This window comes from Hyunsoonleella pacifica (assembly GCF_004310335.1).
In the GTDB taxonomy this organism is placed as follows: domain Bacteria; phylum Bacteroidota; class Bacteroidia; order Flavobacteriales; family Flavobacteriaceae; genus Jejuia; species Jejuia pacifica.
This window is the reverse complement of sequence record NZ_SIRS01000004.1, coordinates 566,083-583,492: the sequence shown is the minus strand read 5'-3', so window position 1 is coordinate 583,492 and position 17,410 is coordinate 566,083. Positions and strand designations below refer to the sequence as shown.

Annotated in this window: 21 protein-coding genes; 3 read left to right on the top strand and 18 right to left on the bottom strand. The window is 33.0% G+C overall.

Going from position 1 to position 17,410, the window contains the following annotated elements; genetic code table 11:
* Positions 1-581, top strand: a 581-nt coding sequence (locus tag EYD46_RS17775) for a hypothetical protein (protein WP_394365773.1), incomplete at its 5' end; no start/stop codon positions are given.
* 79 nt (positions 582-660) lie between these two features.
* Here EYD46_RS17775 and lspA read toward each other — a convergent pair.
* The 4 genes from lspA to EYD46_RS11935 all read right to left on the bottom strand — a co-directional run bounded on the left by lspA (position 661) and on the right by EYD46_RS11935 (position 3,317).
* Positions 661-1,173 (bottom strand): signal peptidase II, encoded by a 513-nt coding sequence (gene lspA / locus EYD46_RS11950; RefSeq protein ID WP_130937375.1) that lies wholly within the window; start codon positions 1,171-1,173, stop codon positions 661-663.
* On the bottom strand, positions 1,174-2,067 hold the full coding sequence (fabD, locus tag EYD46_RS11945) for an ACP S-malonyltransferase (RefSeq protein WP_130937374.1): 894 nt from the start codon (positions 2,065-2,067) through the stop codon (positions 1,174-1,176).
* Positions 2,068-2,140: 73 nt separating this feature from the next.
* Entirely contained in the window at positions 2,141-2,650 is a 510-nt protein-coding gene (locus EYD46_RS11940) for a DinB family protein (RefSeq protein WP_130937373.1), read from the bottom strand.
* Between the two features lie 4 nt (positions 2,651-2,654).
* A complete protein-coding gene (locus EYD46_RS11935; protein WP_130937372.1) occupies positions 2,655-3,317 on the bottom strand; it encodes a pyridoxamine 5'-phosphate oxidase family protein in 663 nt (220 codons plus the stop codon).
* A 98-nt stretch (positions 3,318-3,415) separates the two neighbouring features.
* On the opposite strand from EYD46_RS11935, the gene EYD46_RS11930 reads away from it, so the two are divergent.
* Positions 3,416-4,891, top strand: a complete 1,476-nt coding sequence (locus tag EYD46_RS11930; RefSeq protein ID WP_130937371.1) for an aminotransferase-like domain-containing protein — start codon at positions 3,416-3,418, stop codon at positions 4,889-4,891.
* A 13-nt stretch (positions 4,892-4,904) separates the two neighbouring features.
* On the opposite strand, the gene EYD46_RS11925 is transcribed toward EYD46_RS11930, so the two are convergent.
* Positions 4,905-5,837, bottom strand: a complete 933-nt coding sequence (locus EYD46_RS11925) for a dihydrofolate reductase (RefSeq protein WP_130937370.1) — start codon at positions 5,835-5,837, stop codon at positions 4,905-4,907.
* A gap of 269 nt (positions 5,838-6,106) precedes the next feature.
* On the opposite strand from EYD46_RS11925, the gene EYD46_RS11920 reads away from it, so the two are divergent.
* The gene (locus EYD46_RS11920) at positions 6,107-6,403 is read left to right on the top strand and encodes an isoamylase early set domain-containing protein (protein ID WP_130937369.1); all 297 of its coding nucleotides are present in this window, start codon (positions 6,107-6,109) and stop codon (positions 6,401-6,403) included.
* 98 nt (positions 6,404-6,501) lie between these two features.
* Here the strand turns inward: EYD46_RS11920 and EYD46_RS11915 are convergent, their stop codons facing one another.
* From EYD46_RS11915 to EYD46_RS11855, 13 genes are all read right to left on the bottom strand, one after another.
* On the bottom strand, positions 6,502-7,428 hold the full coding sequence (locus EYD46_RS11915) for a DUF3078 domain-containing protein (RefSeq protein ID WP_130937406.1): 927 nt from the start codon (positions 7,426-7,428) through the stop codon (positions 6,502-6,504).
* Positions 7,429-7,546: 118 nt separating this feature from the next.
* A complete protein-coding gene (locus EYD46_RS11910) occupies positions 7,547-8,053 on the bottom strand; it encodes a DUF2480 family protein (protein WP_130937368.1) in 507 nt (168 codons plus the stop codon).
* 61 nt (positions 8,054-8,114) lie between these two features.
* The gene (locus EYD46_RS11905) at positions 8,115-8,438 is read right to left on the bottom strand and encodes an SUF system Fe-S cluster assembly protein (RefSeq protein ID WP_130937367.1); all 324 of its coding nucleotides are present in this window, start codon (positions 8,436-8,438) and stop codon (positions 8,115-8,117) included.
* A 78-nt stretch (positions 8,439-8,516) separates the two neighbouring features.
* The gene (locus EYD46_RS11900) at positions 8,517-8,939 is read right to left on the bottom strand and encodes a SufE family protein (RefSeq protein ID WP_130937366.1); all 423 of its coding nucleotides are present in this window, start codon (positions 8,937-8,939) and stop codon (positions 8,517-8,519) included.
* Positions 8,940-8,977: 38 nt separating this feature from the next.
* On the bottom strand, positions 8,978-9,766 hold the full coding sequence (locus EYD46_RS11895; RefSeq protein WP_130937365.1) for an META domain-containing protein: 789 nt from the start codon (positions 9,764-9,766) through the stop codon (positions 8,978-8,980).
* Between the two features lie 43 nt (positions 9,767-9,809).
* On the bottom strand, positions 9,810-11,024 hold the full coding sequence (locus tag EYD46_RS11890) for an aminotransferase class V-fold PLP-dependent enzyme (protein WP_130937364.1): 1,215 nt from the start codon (positions 11,022-11,024) through the stop codon (positions 9,810-9,812).
* Between the two features lie 35 nt (positions 11,025-11,059).
* Positions 11,060-12,373 (bottom strand): Fe-S cluster assembly protein SufD, encoded by a 1,314-nt coding sequence (gene sufD / locus EYD46_RS11885; protein ID WP_130937363.1) that lies wholly within the window; start codon positions 12,371-12,373, stop codon positions 11,060-11,062.
* A gap of 128 nt (positions 12,374-12,501) precedes the next feature.
* A complete protein-coding gene (gene sufC, locus EYD46_RS11880) occupies positions 12,502-13,254 on the bottom strand; it encodes a Fe-S cluster assembly ATPase SufC (protein ID WP_130937362.1) in 753 nt (250 codons plus the stop codon).
* Positions 13,255-13,259: 5 nt separating this feature from the next.
* Entirely contained in the window at positions 13,260-13,679 is a 420-nt protein-coding gene (locus EYD46_RS11875) for a hypothetical protein (RefSeq protein WP_130937361.1), read from the bottom strand.
* A gap of 48 nt (positions 13,680-13,727) precedes the next feature.
* A complete protein-coding gene (gene sufB, locus EYD46_RS11870; protein WP_130937360.1) occupies positions 13,728-15,176 on the bottom strand; it encodes a Fe-S cluster assembly protein SufB in 1,449 nt (482 codons plus the stop codon).
* 14 nt (positions 15,177-15,190) lie between these two features.
* Positions 15,191-15,520, bottom strand: a complete 330-nt coding sequence (locus tag EYD46_RS11865) for a HesB/IscA family protein (protein ID WP_130937359.1) — start codon at positions 15,518-15,520, stop codon at positions 15,191-15,193.
* A gap of 215 nt (positions 15,521-15,735) precedes the next feature.
* Positions 15,736-15,999, bottom strand: coding sequence for a hypothetical protein (locus EYD46_RS11860; RefSeq protein ID WP_130937358.1), 264 nt, complete (start codon positions 15,997-15,999; stop codon positions 15,736-15,738).
* Between the two features lie 361 nt (positions 16,000-16,360).
* Positions 16,361-17,407 carry a cytochrome-c peroxidase gene (locus EYD46_RS11855; protein WP_229731341.1) on the bottom strand — a complete coding sequence of 349 codons (1,047 nt, stop codon included), beginning with the start codon at positions 17,405-17,407 and terminating at the stop codon, positions 16,361-16,363.
* Between the last annotated feature and the right edge of the window lie 3 nt (positions 17,408-17,410).

Genomic DNA, 17,410 nt, shown 5'->3' with positions numbered 1-17,410 from the left:
AAGAGATAAAAGTAGCTACTTCAAATACGAGTAGTGCTAGCCGCACTTTTAATATTGTTGTAAATGCTGATGCTACTACTGCTGATGCCTCGGCATACTCAGTTCCAACTTCAGTTACAGTACCTGCTAATTCTAATTTAGGAACTTTTAACCTTGATATTGTAGGGCCTAATGTTAATCCATCTGGCGAGGATATTTTAGCTTTAGATTTTGTGTCTCAAGAAGGCTTACAAATTGGTGCTACTATGCAGATTAACTTAAAACAAGTTTGTCCTAACCCTGAGCTTATTTTAGATATAATTTTTGATAACTGGCCAGAGGAAATCTATTGGAGAATAGTAGACGCTGGAGGAAATACTGTTTTTGAAAGCTTAACTCCAGCAGGATTTGGTGCTTATGATGGATTAGAAGGTGGTATTACAAGAAACATTTGCCTTGTTTCAGGAACATATACGTTTTCGATATTTGATGCCTTTGAGGATGGAGCAGGAGCATATTCATTAACTTTCGATGAAACAGTTATCCATTCTTCAGATGGGAGTTATGGCACCGGCGAAAATATTACTGTAATTATCCCTTAAATTAACTTATTAAACTAGACAATAAGAGACCTGAAATTAATGATCATTAATTTCAGGTTTTTTATTTTAACTATTTCTGTTAATTAACTTTTTTCTTCTTTTTCAACATCATTACTACTAAAATCATCATTCCGGTAGTTACTGATAAATCGGCTAAATTAAAAATACCTGTTCTAATAGTATCCGTGATGTGTATGTAGAGAAAATCGGTAACTTCTCCATAAGCGAATCGGTCATAAACATTGGCAATACCACCCCCTATTATACTTGAAAAAGCGAAAAGAGACCAGTTGTCAAGTGATTTATCTTTAATAATGTGCCTTAAAACAAAAGCTAAGACGATTACTGGCAAAACAAGTAATAAAAAAACTTTTAATGAACCGTTTAATTCACTACCCATACCTAAAAAAGCGCCTTGATTTTTTACATGCATCATTGTGAAGTAGTCTCCAATAAGAGAAATAGTTTCCCCGTAAGATGTGTTCGTTCTCTCTTCAATATTATTTACAACTAAAACCTTTGAAATTTGATCAATGGCAATGGTTAAAACAATAGTAATAAATATATATGCGGTACGACGTGTAAATTTCATCTAAGAAATAGCTTCTAAAGTTGCAGATGCTGTTTGAGTTTCTCTGTTTATTTTTTTAACTAACCCTTGAAGTACCTTGCCAGGACCCACTTCAGTGAATAAAGTAGCGCCATCAGCAATCATTTGTTGGACAGACTGTGTCCAACGTACAGGAGCTGTAAGCTGAGAAATTAGATTCGTTTTAATTTCATTTTCATTACTTACTGCACTTGCAGTTACATTTTGATAAATGTGGCAACTTGGTGTAGAAAAGGTTGTGTTTTCAATGGCAGAAGCAAGTTCCTCTCGAGCAGGTTCCATTAAGGGAGAATGAAATGCACCTCCTACAGGTAAAACCAGTGCACGACGAGCACCTTCTTCTTTTAAAGTTTCACAGGCTTTATTGATAGCCTCTATTTCTCCAGAAATTACCAATTGCCCTGGGCAATTATAGTTAGCTGCTACAACAACGCCTTCTGTAGTAGCGCATACTTTTTCAACAATATCGTCATCTAAACCTAAAACAGCAGCCATAGTACTTGGTTGCAATTCACAAGCTTTTTGCATTGCTATTGCGCGCTGTGAAACTAGTTTAAGTCCATCTTCAAAATTTAATGTGCCATTGGCTACCAGTGCAGAAAACTCTCCTAGAGAATGCCCAGCAACCATGTCAGGTTTAAAGTTTTCGTCTAGTGTTTTTGCAAGAATTACTGAATGTAAAAATATGGCAGGCTGTGTAACTTTTGTTTCTTTTAGGTCTTCGGCTGTTCCCTCAAACATAATATCAGTAATAGAAAAACCAAGAATATCATTAGCTTGTTCAAATAATTCTTGAGCAAGAGATGAGTTTTCATAAAGGTCTAATCCCATTCCAGAAAATTGGGCACCTTGACCTGGAAATATATATGCTTTCATAATTTATCAAATAATAGCCGCAAAAATACAACTTAAATTGATACAATTATTTCATTTATTATTTTGGGTGTTTTTAAAAGTAACGTTGCTTTAAAATATTTAGATGATGTATGGTATGTCCTATCATTATAAATCCATAAGCACCTGAACTAATCTTGATGTTTGAGCATATACCTGTTAGATGTAATGTAGATGCATCTAAACTTTCAAACAGCGCTATTGTGGCTTGTCTTACTAACCGAAATTCATTAAGTAAACTATCAATGGTACGACTGTTTGCTCTAGAGTTTTTTGCATATTGGTTTTCATCAAACCCCATAATGTTTTTAGGCTCACTTCTTGAAATAGCCAGCACACGGTAACAAAAAATACGTTCTGTATCTATAACGTGCTGTAATAGTTCTTTTGGTGTCCACTTTTCAGCTTGGTAGCGTAAGTTTTGGTGTTCAATTAAAGCTTCTTTGTAGTTATCAAAAAGTGAGATATTATCTTTTAATCCGCTTAATAGGTCAATATCATTATCAACAAGATTGATATATCTATCGTAAAATTTTGGTATAAATTTTAAATCTTTTACTTGCATTAATTTAAGGTTTATGGGTTGTATAATAATTAGTAATATGTTGTGGCATATCTACATCCTCTGCTAAAAGTGCATCGTTTATTGGAGCTTCCGCTATTTGTTTTATAGGGATAATACCTGCCCAAATAGGAAGTTCAAGATCCATTTTTTCATCATTAACACCTTCAGCTCTAACTTTGGCAGATGCTGTTTGTATTTCAAGCTCTAGAACTAATGTGCTATTAAACTCTTTAGTATTCATAGTACGTAAGCTATCCCATCTGTTTGGGATCATATAGTCCATTACACATTTTAAAGCTACTTCCTTTGTTTTAGCATTATCAATTTTTTGTACGGAGGCAAATAGGGTTACTGATCTGTAATTTACAGAATGATGAAATCCCGAACGTGCCAATACTAAACCATCTAAATGCATTATGGTTAAGGTAGCTTCTCTTGCTTCTAAAAGAGCAAGTAGCATTCTGTTTTTAAGAGAACCATGAAGATATATTTTATTTTCAATTCTTCCGTATGCCATTGGTATGCATATAGCTTTTCCGTTGTAATTATAAGCAACATGGGCAATGAATCCAGAGTCTATTATTTTATTAATTTCTTCAACATCATACATTGCTCTATTAGGTCCTCGTTTTACTTTATTTAAAGGGGATACATTGTAAGTAGACATAACTGTTCGTTTTTGATGATTGATTTTATATGGAACAAAATTAGTAGTTTAGTGGACTATTAAATTGGTCCAGTTTTAATTTTATTAATAGTCCAGATATGATTCCATATAAAACCTTGTTAAGAATTGATAGAAGTAGTAAACAGGCTTTACATATTCAGTTAACTAATCAATTTATAGATTTAATAAAAGCTAGAACATTAATAGCAAACGCTAAATTACCCAGTAGTAGGACTTTATCTAAATTAATTGGAGTACATAGACAAACGGTAGTAGCGAGCTATGAAGAATTAGCTTTACAAGGTTGGGTAAAAAGCATAGTGAAAAAAGGGACTTATGTTAATGAGGATGTACCTGTATTACAGCAGCAATGGGTAAACGATAGGCCTAATGCGAGAGCTAGACAATCAGGTTTTCAGTTTCGCAAAGCTTTATTTTTAAATAGAGTCTTTCCTCAACACTTTGATAAAGACTATATATATATTAATGATGGTGTTTCTGATGAGAGGTTAGCTCCAGTAAATGAGATAGCAACACTATATAGAAAACTATCAAATAAAAAATATGTGCGGGATTATATGGGGTATGGTACCACTTATGGTAATGCTACATTGCGTGAGGTTTTGGTAGATTATCTAAATATAACAAGAGGCTTAAATATTACGATTGACAATATTTTAATAACCAGAGGGAGTCAAATGGGAATGTTTTTGGCGTCTCAGTTATTAATTGAAACATCTGGTTATATAGTGATAGGAGAAACTAATTATAGTTCAGCTGATACTACTTTTCAATATGCAAATGCAAAATTATTGCGAGTTAGGGTAGATAAAGATGGGTTAGATACCAAAGAAATTGAAACCCTTGCCAAAACATATAACGTACGTGCTGTGTATACTACACCTCATCATCATCACCCAACTACTGTAACACTATCTGCACAAAGACGAATACATCTTTTAAATCTGTCTAAAACGTATGGATTTGCAATTATAGAAGATGATTACGATTACGATTTTAATTATAATCATGCTCCCATTTTACCATTAGCGAGTCATGATATTAATGGTAATGTAATTTATGTGGGTTCGGTATGTAAAACAGTTGCTCCTGTCTACAGAGTTGGGTATTTGGTAGCTTCGAAAGATTTTGTTGATGAATGTGCCAAATTGCGTCGGTTTGTTGATAGACAAGGTGATGCCATTTTAGAACTTACGTTTGCAAGTTTTATTAAAGAAGGAAATTTAGATAGGCATATTAATAAAGTAACTAAAATATATAAGACGCGAAGAGACTTTTTTTGTAAGCTTTTAAAGGCCGAATTGGATGATTACTTGTCATTTCAAATTCCCAAAGGTGGTATGGCAATTTGGGCAATACTCAATAAATCGTATTCATGGAATAAGGTTACAGAAATAGCATTAAAACATAAGTTGATTATTCCTGAATGGCAGCGATATGATATGGCTAATTTAAACCATAATGCTATAAGAATAGGATTTGCTAGTTACAATGAAGACGAAGCTGTAGAGCTAGTAAGTAGATTGAAAAATATAATGTTAGAACTGTCTTGACGTTTTTGTCTAATTATACTCTTTCATAAGTTATAAAAGAGAATTCGTAATCATGATCTGCATCTTTTTTGTTAAAAACATTGTTTGTTTCCTTCCAAGCAGACCTATCTATTTTAGGAAAAAAGGCATCAGCTTCAAAACTTTGATGCACACGCGTTAATTCAATTTTATCTGCTAAATTTTTATCCAAGGCTTGTTTGTAAATCTGACCACCTCCTATTATATAAGGCTGGGTGTCATTTTTTGCAGCATCAATGGCATCTTCTATAGAATGAACAATAATAACGTCTTTTGGGGCTTTATAATCTTTTTGTCTTGTAATTACTACGTGAGTTCTATTGGGGAGTGGTTTAGGAAAACTTTCAAAAGTTTTTCTTCCCATTATAATGTGGTGTCCACTTGTTAGCGCTTTAAAACGTTTTAAGTCGTCACTTAAATGCCAAATTAGCTTATTGCCTAAACCTATAGCATCGTTCTCGGCAGCAGCAACAATAATTGTAAGTTCAGAGTCTTTTTTAGATAATTCTTGTTTTGCAGGATTCATCTCATTAAATACTTCACTTTTCGCTTTTAATTCGTCTTCTTTTCTAAAGCTTTCTTTCAATTTATCAATACGTTGTTGTTGTTTTGATACTAATTTTTCTAATTGTTCTTGTTCCCAAGCTTTGCCCATAAACTTATTTGTAACAAATACGTTGAACAGATGGTATAAAAGCAAGAAAAACCAAATTAAAATAGCATATACAAACCAATTGATACCAGCAACAGTAAAATCTTTTCCAATACCTAAAACTGTATTGGCAACTATAAGTAATACACAACCTATTAGAAACAAAACAAAATGCGCATACAAACGTTTCTTTTGCTTAACGCGTTTTTGAGCATTTTCAATGAGTTGAAGTTGTTCTCTGTCAATTTGCGGTTGTTGTTTTTTCTTCCCGAACATATCGTATATTAAAAGGGTAAAGTTAAAGCTTTTTTGGAGAAACCTATAATAAGAAAAACGAAAACGTTTTAGTTTGGAAAGCTCTGTAAATCAGTATAAAACAATATTTTTTTATTGTTAATACCTTAATTTTGCTCTTGTTTTTTTGCATACTGTAAATTAAACAGAGTGCATATTAACAAATTGATAATTCTTTAGATATAAGCCCTTTAAATGTAGATGACATAACAATCTTTTATAAATTTGTTTCATAATTAAACACTTATATTATGGCTATTAAAAAACAGTATTTAAAGAGTAAACCTATATGTAAAGTAACATTTTCTATTGAAGCTCCAGAAGCAAAGAAAGCTGTTGTTGTAGGAAGTTTTAATGACTGGAACGTTAAAAAAGCACCTCTTAAAAAATTAAAAAACGGCACATTTAAAGCTACTGTAGATTTAGAAAAAGATAATTCTTATGAGTATAAATACATCGTAGATGGCGAGTATGTAAATGATGCTGCTGCTGATGCTTATGCTTGGAATGATTATGCTGGTGCTGAAAACAGTGTTGTTACAGTTTAATAAGTTTACCTTAAAAACCACATTAAAAAAGCGCTTCCTAAGAAAGGGAAGCGCTTTTTATTTAGCTTTTTTCAGTGCTATAAAGCCTCTATGAGTTATTAAAACTTGTAGCTTAAACCAAGTGTCCAATATGTTTGTAAGTCATTATCAACACTATCAAACGTTTCTCCAGCATTTCCTAATATATTTCTAGAATAGTTCAAGGCTTCTTGCTTGTTGTTTCTCAAACCAAAATCAAAACCAACACCAATCATTTTCCAAAGCGTGTAGCTAAATGAGTTGGTCCATGTCCAATTAGATAAATCACTAGATTTGTAACTTTGGAAGGCAGACAGGTTTGTTTTAAAAGATACTGCACCAATTTGTCTTGTATAATCAGCAACAATTTTAGCACCCAAAGATGATTCGAAAATAGTATCATCATCAGCAAATACAAAGTTGTAGTTTAATGGATGTACAACCACTACTAAGTTTTCAATTGGAGTCCACGTAGCACCGATACCAAGGTCTAAATATCCAGGATCGTTAAAGTTATTAAGTATTGTTGTTCTATATTCTAATAAAGCAGAAGCTGCTAAATTTTTAGCAATATTTCTACCGTATAAAGATGATAAATTGAAGACATCAGTAGTTGGTTCAAAACTATCACTATCAGTATTGATATCTTTATTATCAAGTTTTGTCCAATTTAAATTTGTAGTTAAGGCGTTTCTCCAGAAAAAATTCTCTTGAATTAAATTTGCGAATCCATTGAGGGTAAAACCTATAGTTCCAGAAGAGTTATTTGGAGCGCCTTGAGCATACCAGTTGTTAAAGTTAGATAAACTCCCGCCAATAACACCAAAAGCTCCAGTCCTCCATCCTGGGAGTGCGTCTATTTGAGCTTGAATAGCATTAGCTTCGGCTTGTGCTGCATCAGCTTCTGCTTGTTTTTCAGCTTTTTGTTTTTCTAATTCTTCTTTTGTTTGTGCTTCAATTACAGATACACTAAGTAATAAAATTGCGAAAAATAATAGTTTTTTCATCATTGTTTAGTTTTTAAAATGTGGGCAAATATATATTAATTTTAACAAATGTTAATTCAAAAAGGCTTTTGAACATAACTAAACTTTAGACGCTTTTAGAAGAATAAAGTCACAAATTTTATTTCTTTTTGTATAGAGGAACGGAAGAACAAGCTTCTCCATACATAATAGATTTAGCTATGGGTTTAAGCTTATTGGATAGCATAATATATGCGTTTTGAGGTACGGGTTTGTTAGCGCAACCCTTAATAATAATAGGTTTTCCTTCGTATTCTGAAATATTTAGATTTGTAATAATATCTTGATAAATAGATGTTTCTAGTTGTTCTAAATTACCAATAATTACCTTTTTAGCATAAGGTTCTAAGTTAATGCTTAGCAACATATAGGCCCAACCTGGAATAATAGCATCAGTGCTACAAGTTAACGCGATGTAGTTATCTTGATATTGACTCCAATTAAATTCAGAAACTTGAGACCTGAAATCTTTTTCTCGAAGTACAAAACCTTCAAACAACCAGTCTTTTATATCGAATAGTACACGTTTGCCCTCAGGATAAAAATCCTCAAGATCTAAAGTGATTAATTTACTGTTCGCTACGCGATTTATGATTTCGTCTTTCAAAAGTGCTTTGTTAAGTTGTATTTACTGAAAACTTAGGTTGTGACTGGTAACTTTTCCAATCTTAAAGCATCCCTAATTCTAATTTAGCTTCTTCACTCATCAAATCCTGTGTCCAAGGAGGGTCAAACGTAATCTCTACTTCTGCATCATTTACGTCGTTTAATGATTTTACTTTCTCCTCAACTTCCAGAGGTAGTGTTTCTGCTACTGGACAATTAGGTGTAGTTAAAGTCATTAGTATTTTTACGTCGTAATCTTCATTAACAAAAACATCATAAATCAATCCCAATTCATAAATGTCAACTGGTATCTCAGGGTCGTAAATTGTTTTTAAAACGTTTACTATTTTTTCGCCTAATTCGGCTGTATCTATTTCTTTACTCATTTTCTTTAATTTGTTTAATCGTTTATTTGTTTAAGTGTTTAATTGTCGCATCAACGATTAAACGAATCAACACATAAACTAATTAAGTTGTGTTTGGTATGCTATAGCATACATTTTTAATTGCTTAACCATACTCACTAATCCATTGGCGCGAGTAGGAGACAAATGCTCTTTTAAGCCTATTTTATCAATAAAATCGGTATCAGCATCAATAATATCTTTTGGATGTTGATTTGAAAATACTCTTATCAAAATCGCAATTATACCTTTGGTAATTATAGCATCACTATCTGCTGTGAAAGCTACCTTGTCATCATCCATTTCTGCATGCACCCAAACTTTACTTTGACAGCCTTTTATAATATTGCTATCAGTTTTATATTGGTCGTTAATTAAGGGTAATTCTTTCCCTAAATCAATCATATATTGGTAACGCTCTTCCCAATCGTCAAACATTGAGAATTCGTCTATAATTTCGTTTTGAATGTCTTCAATACTCATACGTTCAATTTTATACAAAAATACAACAAGAAATGTTGCTATTCAATGTTTTCAATAGATGATAAGATTTCTTTAACTAAAGGCTCAATTTCTTTTGGTGGATTGTCGTGATCGAAGGGAACAGATTCGTAAGTAGTTCCGTTTAAAGTTATTTTAAGATGTGCTAATGGAGCTCCATCATATTGAAAGGCTTTACTAGGGGATGTAAGGTTAGATATGTTTTCAATATTTATAGTATTACTTAGTTTGATTAATTTTTGCCAGTACAATGTGTCACAAGGCAGCTTCAAAGAATTTCCTTTTCTTTTTTTTGAAAGTAGAATAGTGTCTTTTTTTATGTTGATTTGTTTATAAGATCCTCTTGAAGTTGCAGTATATTCAAAACTGATTTTTTTATCAACTTTACTAGCTGAAAGTAAAGTTTTCTTTTTATTAAATAGGGTAAAACCATTTTTATAAAAGAATACCTTATCCGCTTCATTGAATGTCTTTAACAACTCAGTTTCCATATTGTTTTTGTCTTCGGGACACAACATTTTTGTTGATGCTAATGGACTAAATTTTAATGTGTTTTCATTTAAAGTATATGTTCCAAAAAAGCGATTACAACCTGAAAATCCAGAAACTTTTTTAGTGTTATTATCAAAAGAAACTGTAAGCTTAAAATCGGAAACTTCTATTTGGTTTAAGGTATTAATATTGTATGTGCCATTTAGAGTTTTCAAAATTGTATCGTCGTTTTGTAATTGCTGCATAAGTTGGTATTCTGTTGGTCCCCAACAACAGCGTAGTGTTATCATACTAAAAACTAGTATTATAGCTTTCATTGTAATTTAATTTAAGATGAATCTACAAAAAAGAAGCCAAAGATTAAGATAGCATCATTTTAGCTTTCTTAACCCCTTCAACTAAAGCATCAATTTCTGCTTTTGTATTATAAAATGAAAAAGATGCGCGAATGGTACCGGGAATTTTGTAAAAGTCCATGATAGGTTGCGCACAGTGATGCCCAGTTCTAACAGCAATTCCCAGTTTATCTAAAATTGTGCCCACATCGTAAGGATGAATATCTTCTATATTAAAGGAAATAACTGAGGTTTTTTTATCTGAAGTACCGTAGATTTTTAGGCCTTCTATCTCTAACAGTTTTTCTGTAGCATAGGTTAAAAGCTCAGTTTCGTAAACTGATATATTTTCAAAACCTACATTATTCATATAATCTATAGCGGCACCAAAAGCTATACCTCCACAGATATTTGGAGTTCCAGCTTCAAACTTATGAGGTAAATCGGCATAGGTTGTTTTTTCGAAAGTAACTTCGTCAATCATCTCGCCACCACCTTGGTAGGGCGGTAATTTTTTTAACCAAGCTTCTTTCCCATAAAGCATTCCAACACCTGTTGGTCCGCATATTTTATGGGCAGAGGTTACGTAAAAATCAGCATCAAGTGCTTGTACATCTGGAACAATATGCGGAGTGGATTGTGCACCATCTATTAGTACTGCTGCTCCAACCTCATGTGATTTTTTGATGATATACTCAATAGGATTTATGGTTCCTAATGCATTAGATACATGGTTTACAAATACCAATTTTGTGTTTTTAGACAGTAGCGCATCAAATTCTGAAAGGATTAATTCGCCATCTTCATTCATGGGAATAACCTTTAAAATAGCACCTGTGCGTTCGCACAGCATTTGCCATGGCACTATATTACTATGATGTTCTAGGGCAGAAACTATGACTTCATCGTCTTTTTTTAAGAATGATGAAAAGCCATTGGCAACCAAATTAATACCGTGTGTGGTACCAGATGTAAAAATTATTTCGTGTGCGTGTTTTGCATTAAAATGCGCTTGTATTTTATGTCTTGCGGCTTCGTATAAATCGGTAGCTTCTTGGCTTAATGTATGTACACCACGATGTATGTTAGCATTGTAGTTAGAATAATAGTCTACAATAACATCAATTACCTGTTGAGGTGTTTGCGATGTTGCAGCATTATCAAAATACACCAACGGTTTTCCATTTACTTTACGAGAAAGTATCGGGAAGTCTTGTCGTATGGTTTCTACATTAAACATAGCGGATAGCGGGACATAATCTTAAAATAAAAATTTTAAAGGTCGAATCCGATATTTACGCCCAACTTATTCGCGATAATTTTAGTGATACGCTGTTTGAGTTCTGGAATTTTAACGGATTCAAGCACGTTGTTACTAAAAGCAAACATTAAAAGTGCACGGGCTTCTTTCTCTGGAATACCGCGCGAACGCATATAAAACATGGCACTTTCGTCTAGCTGACCAATTGTACAACCGTGAGAACATCTTACATCGTCTGCAAAAATTTCTAGTTGAGGTTTTGTATTAATTGTTGCCTTGTCACTAACTAAAATGTTGTTATTAGCCTGAAAAGCATTGGTTTTTTGCGCTTCTTTTTCTACAACAACTTTGCCGTTAAATACGCCTGTAGATCGGTCGCCAAAAATACCTTTATAGTCTTGATGGCTCTCGCAATTAGGCTCTATATGATGAACCAAAGTATTATGGTCTACATGTTGTTTTTTACCAATAATGGTTATGCCTTTAAGTGTAGAATCGATACGTTCTCCGTTCTGGTAAAAATTTAAATTGTTTCTAGTAAGTTTTCCACCAAAAGCAAAGGTGTGTACTGATGCTAAACTTTCTCTTTTTTGTTTAATAAATGTATTATCAATAAGTGAGGCAGTTTCTTTATCGTTTTGGATTTTGTAATAATCTACAATAGCGCGTTTGTTTGCAAAAATTTCAGTAACGCTATTTGTTAGTACAGGGTTATCTGTTAAACTTTGATGACGTTCTATAATTTGTACATGAGAATTCTCATCCACTACAACCAAATTACGAGGTTGTAGCATAGTTGCCGATTCGTTTCCTGTTGAAAAATGAATGATTTGTATCGGCTTCTCAACCACTTTATTCTTAGGAATATGGATGTATGCACCTTCTTGAGAAAATGCTGTGTTTAATGCAGATAGGCTATCTTTTTCGGCAGCTTTATTAAAATAGTTCTCTATTATTAGTTGATATTTTGGTTTGCTTAAAGCTGCAGACATTAAACATACATCAATACCATCATGTGTAGTTTGCGATAAGTGCGATGAGTATTTCCCATCAATGAAAATAATCTTGTACGTATCAATGTCATGTATAAAATACTTTTTTACTTGATGATATTCTAAGGCATTTTCTTGCTTTGGAAAAACGCTGTAATCTTCTTTTAAAATAGTATTTAAAGACGTGTATTTCCAAGCTTCGTCCTTTTTAGAAGGAAAGCCTTTTTCTTCAAATATTTTGATAGCATCAGATCTCACATCGTGAGCGTAAGCATCTATATCTACTTTATTTTCGAATGCTAGAAATGATGATACTAATTTTTCTTTTAAATCCATTTTCTTCAGTTTTCAGTCGCAGTCTCAGTTTTCAGTAAAAAAACTAAAACGACTGTTTACTTTTTTAAAATTGTTGAATATCAGTTTCGAGTAGGCAACTGCCAACTGAGGCTGATTACTGCGACTATCTAAGCGCCAACTTCTTCTTTTATCCAGTCGTAACCTTTCGCTTCTAACTCGTGCGCTAGTTCTTTTGATCCAGATTTTACAATTTTACCGTTATGTAAAACGTGTACAAAATCAGGTACTATATAATCTAATAAACGCTGGTAATGTGTAATTACTACAACTGCATTGTCTTTGCTTTTTAGTTTATTTACACCATTTGCAACGATACGTAGTGCATCAATATCCAACCCAGAATCGGTTTCATCAAGTATAGCCAATTTTGGTTCTAGCATTGCCATTTGAAAAATCTCGTTTCGTTTTTTTTCTCCTCCAGAAAAACCTTCGTTTAAGGAACGTGATAAAAACTTTCTGTCAATCTCTAAAAGCTCTGATTTTTCACGTATTAATTTCAGCATGTCTTTTGCAGGCATTTCTTCTAAACCTCTTGCTTTACGTGATTCATTAATAGCAGTTTTCATGAAATTGGTTACTGATACTCCAGGTATTTCTACTGGGTATTGAAATGATAAAAAGACGCCTTTGTGTGCTCGTTCTTCAGCAGCTAATTCTTCAATATCTTCGTTATCAAAAATGATATTACCTTCAGTTACTTCATAGTCTTCTCTTCCAGCTATAACAGATGCTAGTGTACTTTTCCCAGAACCGTTTGGTCCCATGATGGCGTGTACCTCACCTGGTTTTACTTCAAGGTTAATACCTTTTAAAATGCTTTTATCTTCAACACTTGCGTGTAAATTATTTATTTTCAACATAGCTTTTAGCTTCCTAGTTTTACAATATTATTTTTGGTGTCATCAATAGGTTTTACATTGATGATTTCAACAACTTCAACCTTATTTTCCCAAAGAATGGTTTCGTGCTTTTCGTTTGTGATTTTACCTCGTATTTCTACTTGAACCATATCGGTTGGTTCAGTTTTAAATGCTTCTGCTTTTCTACTTAACTCTTCAAATTTATTTACTGGTAGTACACCGTATATTTCGGCATGTGTTTGTAAAACAGCTGCGCCACCATGATATACAAAATCTCCTTTTAAAAGTGTTAATCCGTCACTTTGTTTAGCGGTTCTTTCAGAGCTCTCAGCAGTTGTTTCAACTTCTTTTTTTTCTGACTTAACCTCTTTTTTACAGCTTATAGCTGTCGCGACAATTAATGTGATAAAAAGTAATTTTTTCATTATAATTTTAATAAGATCTACAAGGTTACCAAAACCTTGCAGGTGTGTTTAACCTACACTTCCTTCTAAGCTTATTTCTAACAATTTTTGAGCTTCCACAGCAAATTCCATAGGTAATTTGTTAAGTACCTCTTTACTGAAGCCATTCACTATTAAAGCAATTGCTTTTTCGGTATCAATACCACGTTGGTTACAATAGAAAATTTGGTCTTCTCCAATTTTACTAGTTGTTGCTTCGTGTTCTATTTTAGCAGATTTATTCTTTGCTTCTATATAAGGGAATGTATGTGCACCACACTCATTACCCATTAGTAAACTATCGCATTGTGAAAAATTACGCGCATTTTCGGCTCTTGAGTTAACCTGTACTAATCCACGATAACTATTTTGTGATTTACCTGCTGAAATACCTTTGGAGATGATTGTTGATTTCGTGTTATTTCCTAAGTGAATCATTTTAGTTCCTGTATCTGCCTGTTGGTAATTATTAGTTACTGCTATGGAATAAAACTCTCCTACAGAATTATCACCTTTTAATACGCAACTTGGGTATTTCCATGTCACAGCAGAACCTGTTTCAACTTGAGTCCATGAGATTTTGGCGTTCGTTTCACATAATCCACGTTTAGTAACAAAATTGTAAACCCCTCCTTTTCCTTCTGCATTTCCAGGAAACCAGTTTTGTACCGTAGAATATTTTATTTCGGCATCGTCTAAGGCAATAAGTTCAACTACAGCTGCGTGTAATTGGTTTTCATCTCGACTTGGAGCTGTACAACCTTCTAGATAGCTTACGTAACTGCCCTGGTCAGCAATTACCAAGGTTCTTTCAAATTGTCCTGTTCCTGCTTGGTTTATTCTAAAATATGTTGATAATTCCATAGGGCATTTTACCCCTTTTGGAATATAACAAAACGAACCATCACTAAATACAGCCGAATTTAAAGCTGCATAGAAGTTATCTTTTTGTGGAACAACAGTACCAATATATTTTTTTACAAGTTCAGGGTGTTCTTTTATAGCTTCTGATATACTCATAAAAATAATCCCTTGTTCCGCCAAGGTCTTCTTAAATGTTGTTGCTACAGAAACTGAATCTACTACAACATCCATAGCGACACCTGCTAATTTCTTTTGTTCATCCAAAGAAATCCCTAACTTTTCAAAAGTGGCTAATAATTCTGGGTCTACTTCATCTAAACTATCATACTTTGGCTTGCTATTTGGTGCGGAATAGTAAGAAATACCCTGAAAATCTGGTTTTTCGTAATTAACGTTTGCCCATTCTGGTTCTTCCATTGCTTTCCAAACACGAAATGCTTCCAAACGCCATTCTGTCATCCATTCTGGTTCTTCCTTTTTATGTGAAATAGCCCTAACAATATCTTCGTTCAAACCATTAGGGAATGTTTCAGACTCTATATCTGTGTAAAAACCATATTCGTACTCTTTGGTTTTTAGCTCCTCACGAAGATCATCTTCTGTATACTTCGACATATGCTTTTATTGTTTTATAATGAAAATGATTCTCCACAACCGCAAGTTCGGTTAGCATTAGGATTGTTGAAAACGAATCCAGTTCCGTTTAATCCTCCTGAATATTCTAAAGTAGTGCCAATTAAGTATAAAAAACTCTTCTTGTCTACAATGATTTTTACACCATTATCTTCAAAAACTTTATCATCCTCTTGTTGTTCTTTATCAAATTTTAAATCGTAAGACAAGCCTGAACAACCTCCACTTTTTACACCTACTCTAATATAGTCTGTTGATGCATTATAGCCGTCATCGGTCATAAGCTCAATCACTTTCTTTTTAGCTGTATCAGAGACTTTTATCATATTATTTTGTTTGTTAAATTTAGTGTTGTCTTGATTAGTGTGTTGAGACAATTTCTAAATAGAGCACAAATATACGATATAAGTCAGGGAATTTCGAATAACCTAACATTATATTAGCATATAGTTTGATAGGTTTTTGTTATGCTAATTATTAGATTAACTAATGATTGTTATTGTTAGTCTAAATCTACTCTAGATAATTTAATTTTAGTATCCTACAGTCCAAAGTATTTGTGTAATCTTGAAGAGGCTTTTTTGGGTTTAAAGTAACTATCAAGTTGATTGTTTTTCTTTAATACAGGAACGCTTACCAAATGGTCGTTTTTTGTGTAGATGAAGTGTTCGTGGCAGGATTTACAGACTAGTTCGACTGTTTCATGATCAATATCTGCAACATGTTTCAGGTTATGACCAAACATGGCGCAAAAACGATTAGTAGGTTTTTCTTGCATCATTGTTCTTTGGGAGATTGGGAACATAAAGATGCATAAAAAAAATTACATTAACGCTGAAAAGCTAAATTATTCGATGAAATACAAATAAAAAATTAATTATTAAACCAGCCTTATATATTAAACCGCTTTTTTAAATTTTTGCTTTTCTACAATATTATCCGTAGAGTTAAAACAAAAAAGCTTTCCACATGTTTTACAGACTATCCTAGATTGTGACTCATCTTTTCCGTCTGATATACGTACATAATTGTGTCCATACATTACACAAAAAAGATTGATATTTTGCTTAGGGAGCATGATCTTTATTAACATTATATTATGTTAATATAGTAAAAAAAGTATTTAAATAAAAATTTACGTACAAGTAAAATAAGAATAATTGTATTTAATTTATGAACTCATAGTCAGTAAGTGTCATCAAGAACGCCTTTAAATCTGATTTATCTTTCGCAGAAAGTTGAACTCCTCCTTGGGCTACTTTTTTCATAAGAGGATCTATTGTAGAGGAGTTTTTTAAACCTTCACTATAATGATCAATAACTTCCTCTAAAGTATTAAATCTACCATCATGCATATAAGGAGCTGTAAATACTAAATTTCTAAGTGAAGGGGATTTAAATTTTCCATTATCAGCTGGGTCTCCTGTTATAGCTCCTAATCCTAAATCTTTAAATGTTTCGTCTAACCCATTGTTATGAAATGCATTATCAGTCCAAAGCGGATTTTTGTCACTACCATGACAATGAAAACAATCCCCTTTAGCTTCATCCATGAATACGTCAAAACCGTTCAGTTCTTCAGGTAATAACTCTATTTTACCTAAAAGAAATTTATCAAATTTTGAATTAGCTGAAATTAAGGTTCGTTCAAATTGAGCAATAGCTTTTACTACTAACGTGGAGTCTATTTTTGAAGTATTGAAAGCTTGTTCAAATAACAATGGGTATTCTGGGTGTTGTTGGAGTTTTTGTTCTACTTCTGGCCATGTGCTTTTCATTTCTAAAGGATCAGTAACAGGAATAAAGGCTTGTTGCTCCAAGCTGAAAGCATTGCCATCCCAAAAGAATTTTTCATCGTAATTCCAAGCCAGATTAAATAACGGCATAGAATTTCTTTTGCCTAAACTTCCATCAATACCATCGCTGAATCTTGAAGTATCACTAAATGCATTTTCTGGTGTATGGCAATCAGCACAAGCTTGTGTGTTGTTTCCTGATAGAATAGGATCGAAGAATAGTTTTTTTCCTAAGGCTATACCTTCTTGTGTTTGTGGGTTATCACTAGGTATAATAGGAGCAATGATATTGTCTTCGAATAACTTAGGGACTTCTAACGCAACTGGTTTAGGTTTATATTCTTTTATGTTTTCATTTGAACAGGAAATACAAATGAAGCTTATCAGCAAAATGATATTTAAAACATATTTATTCAAAAA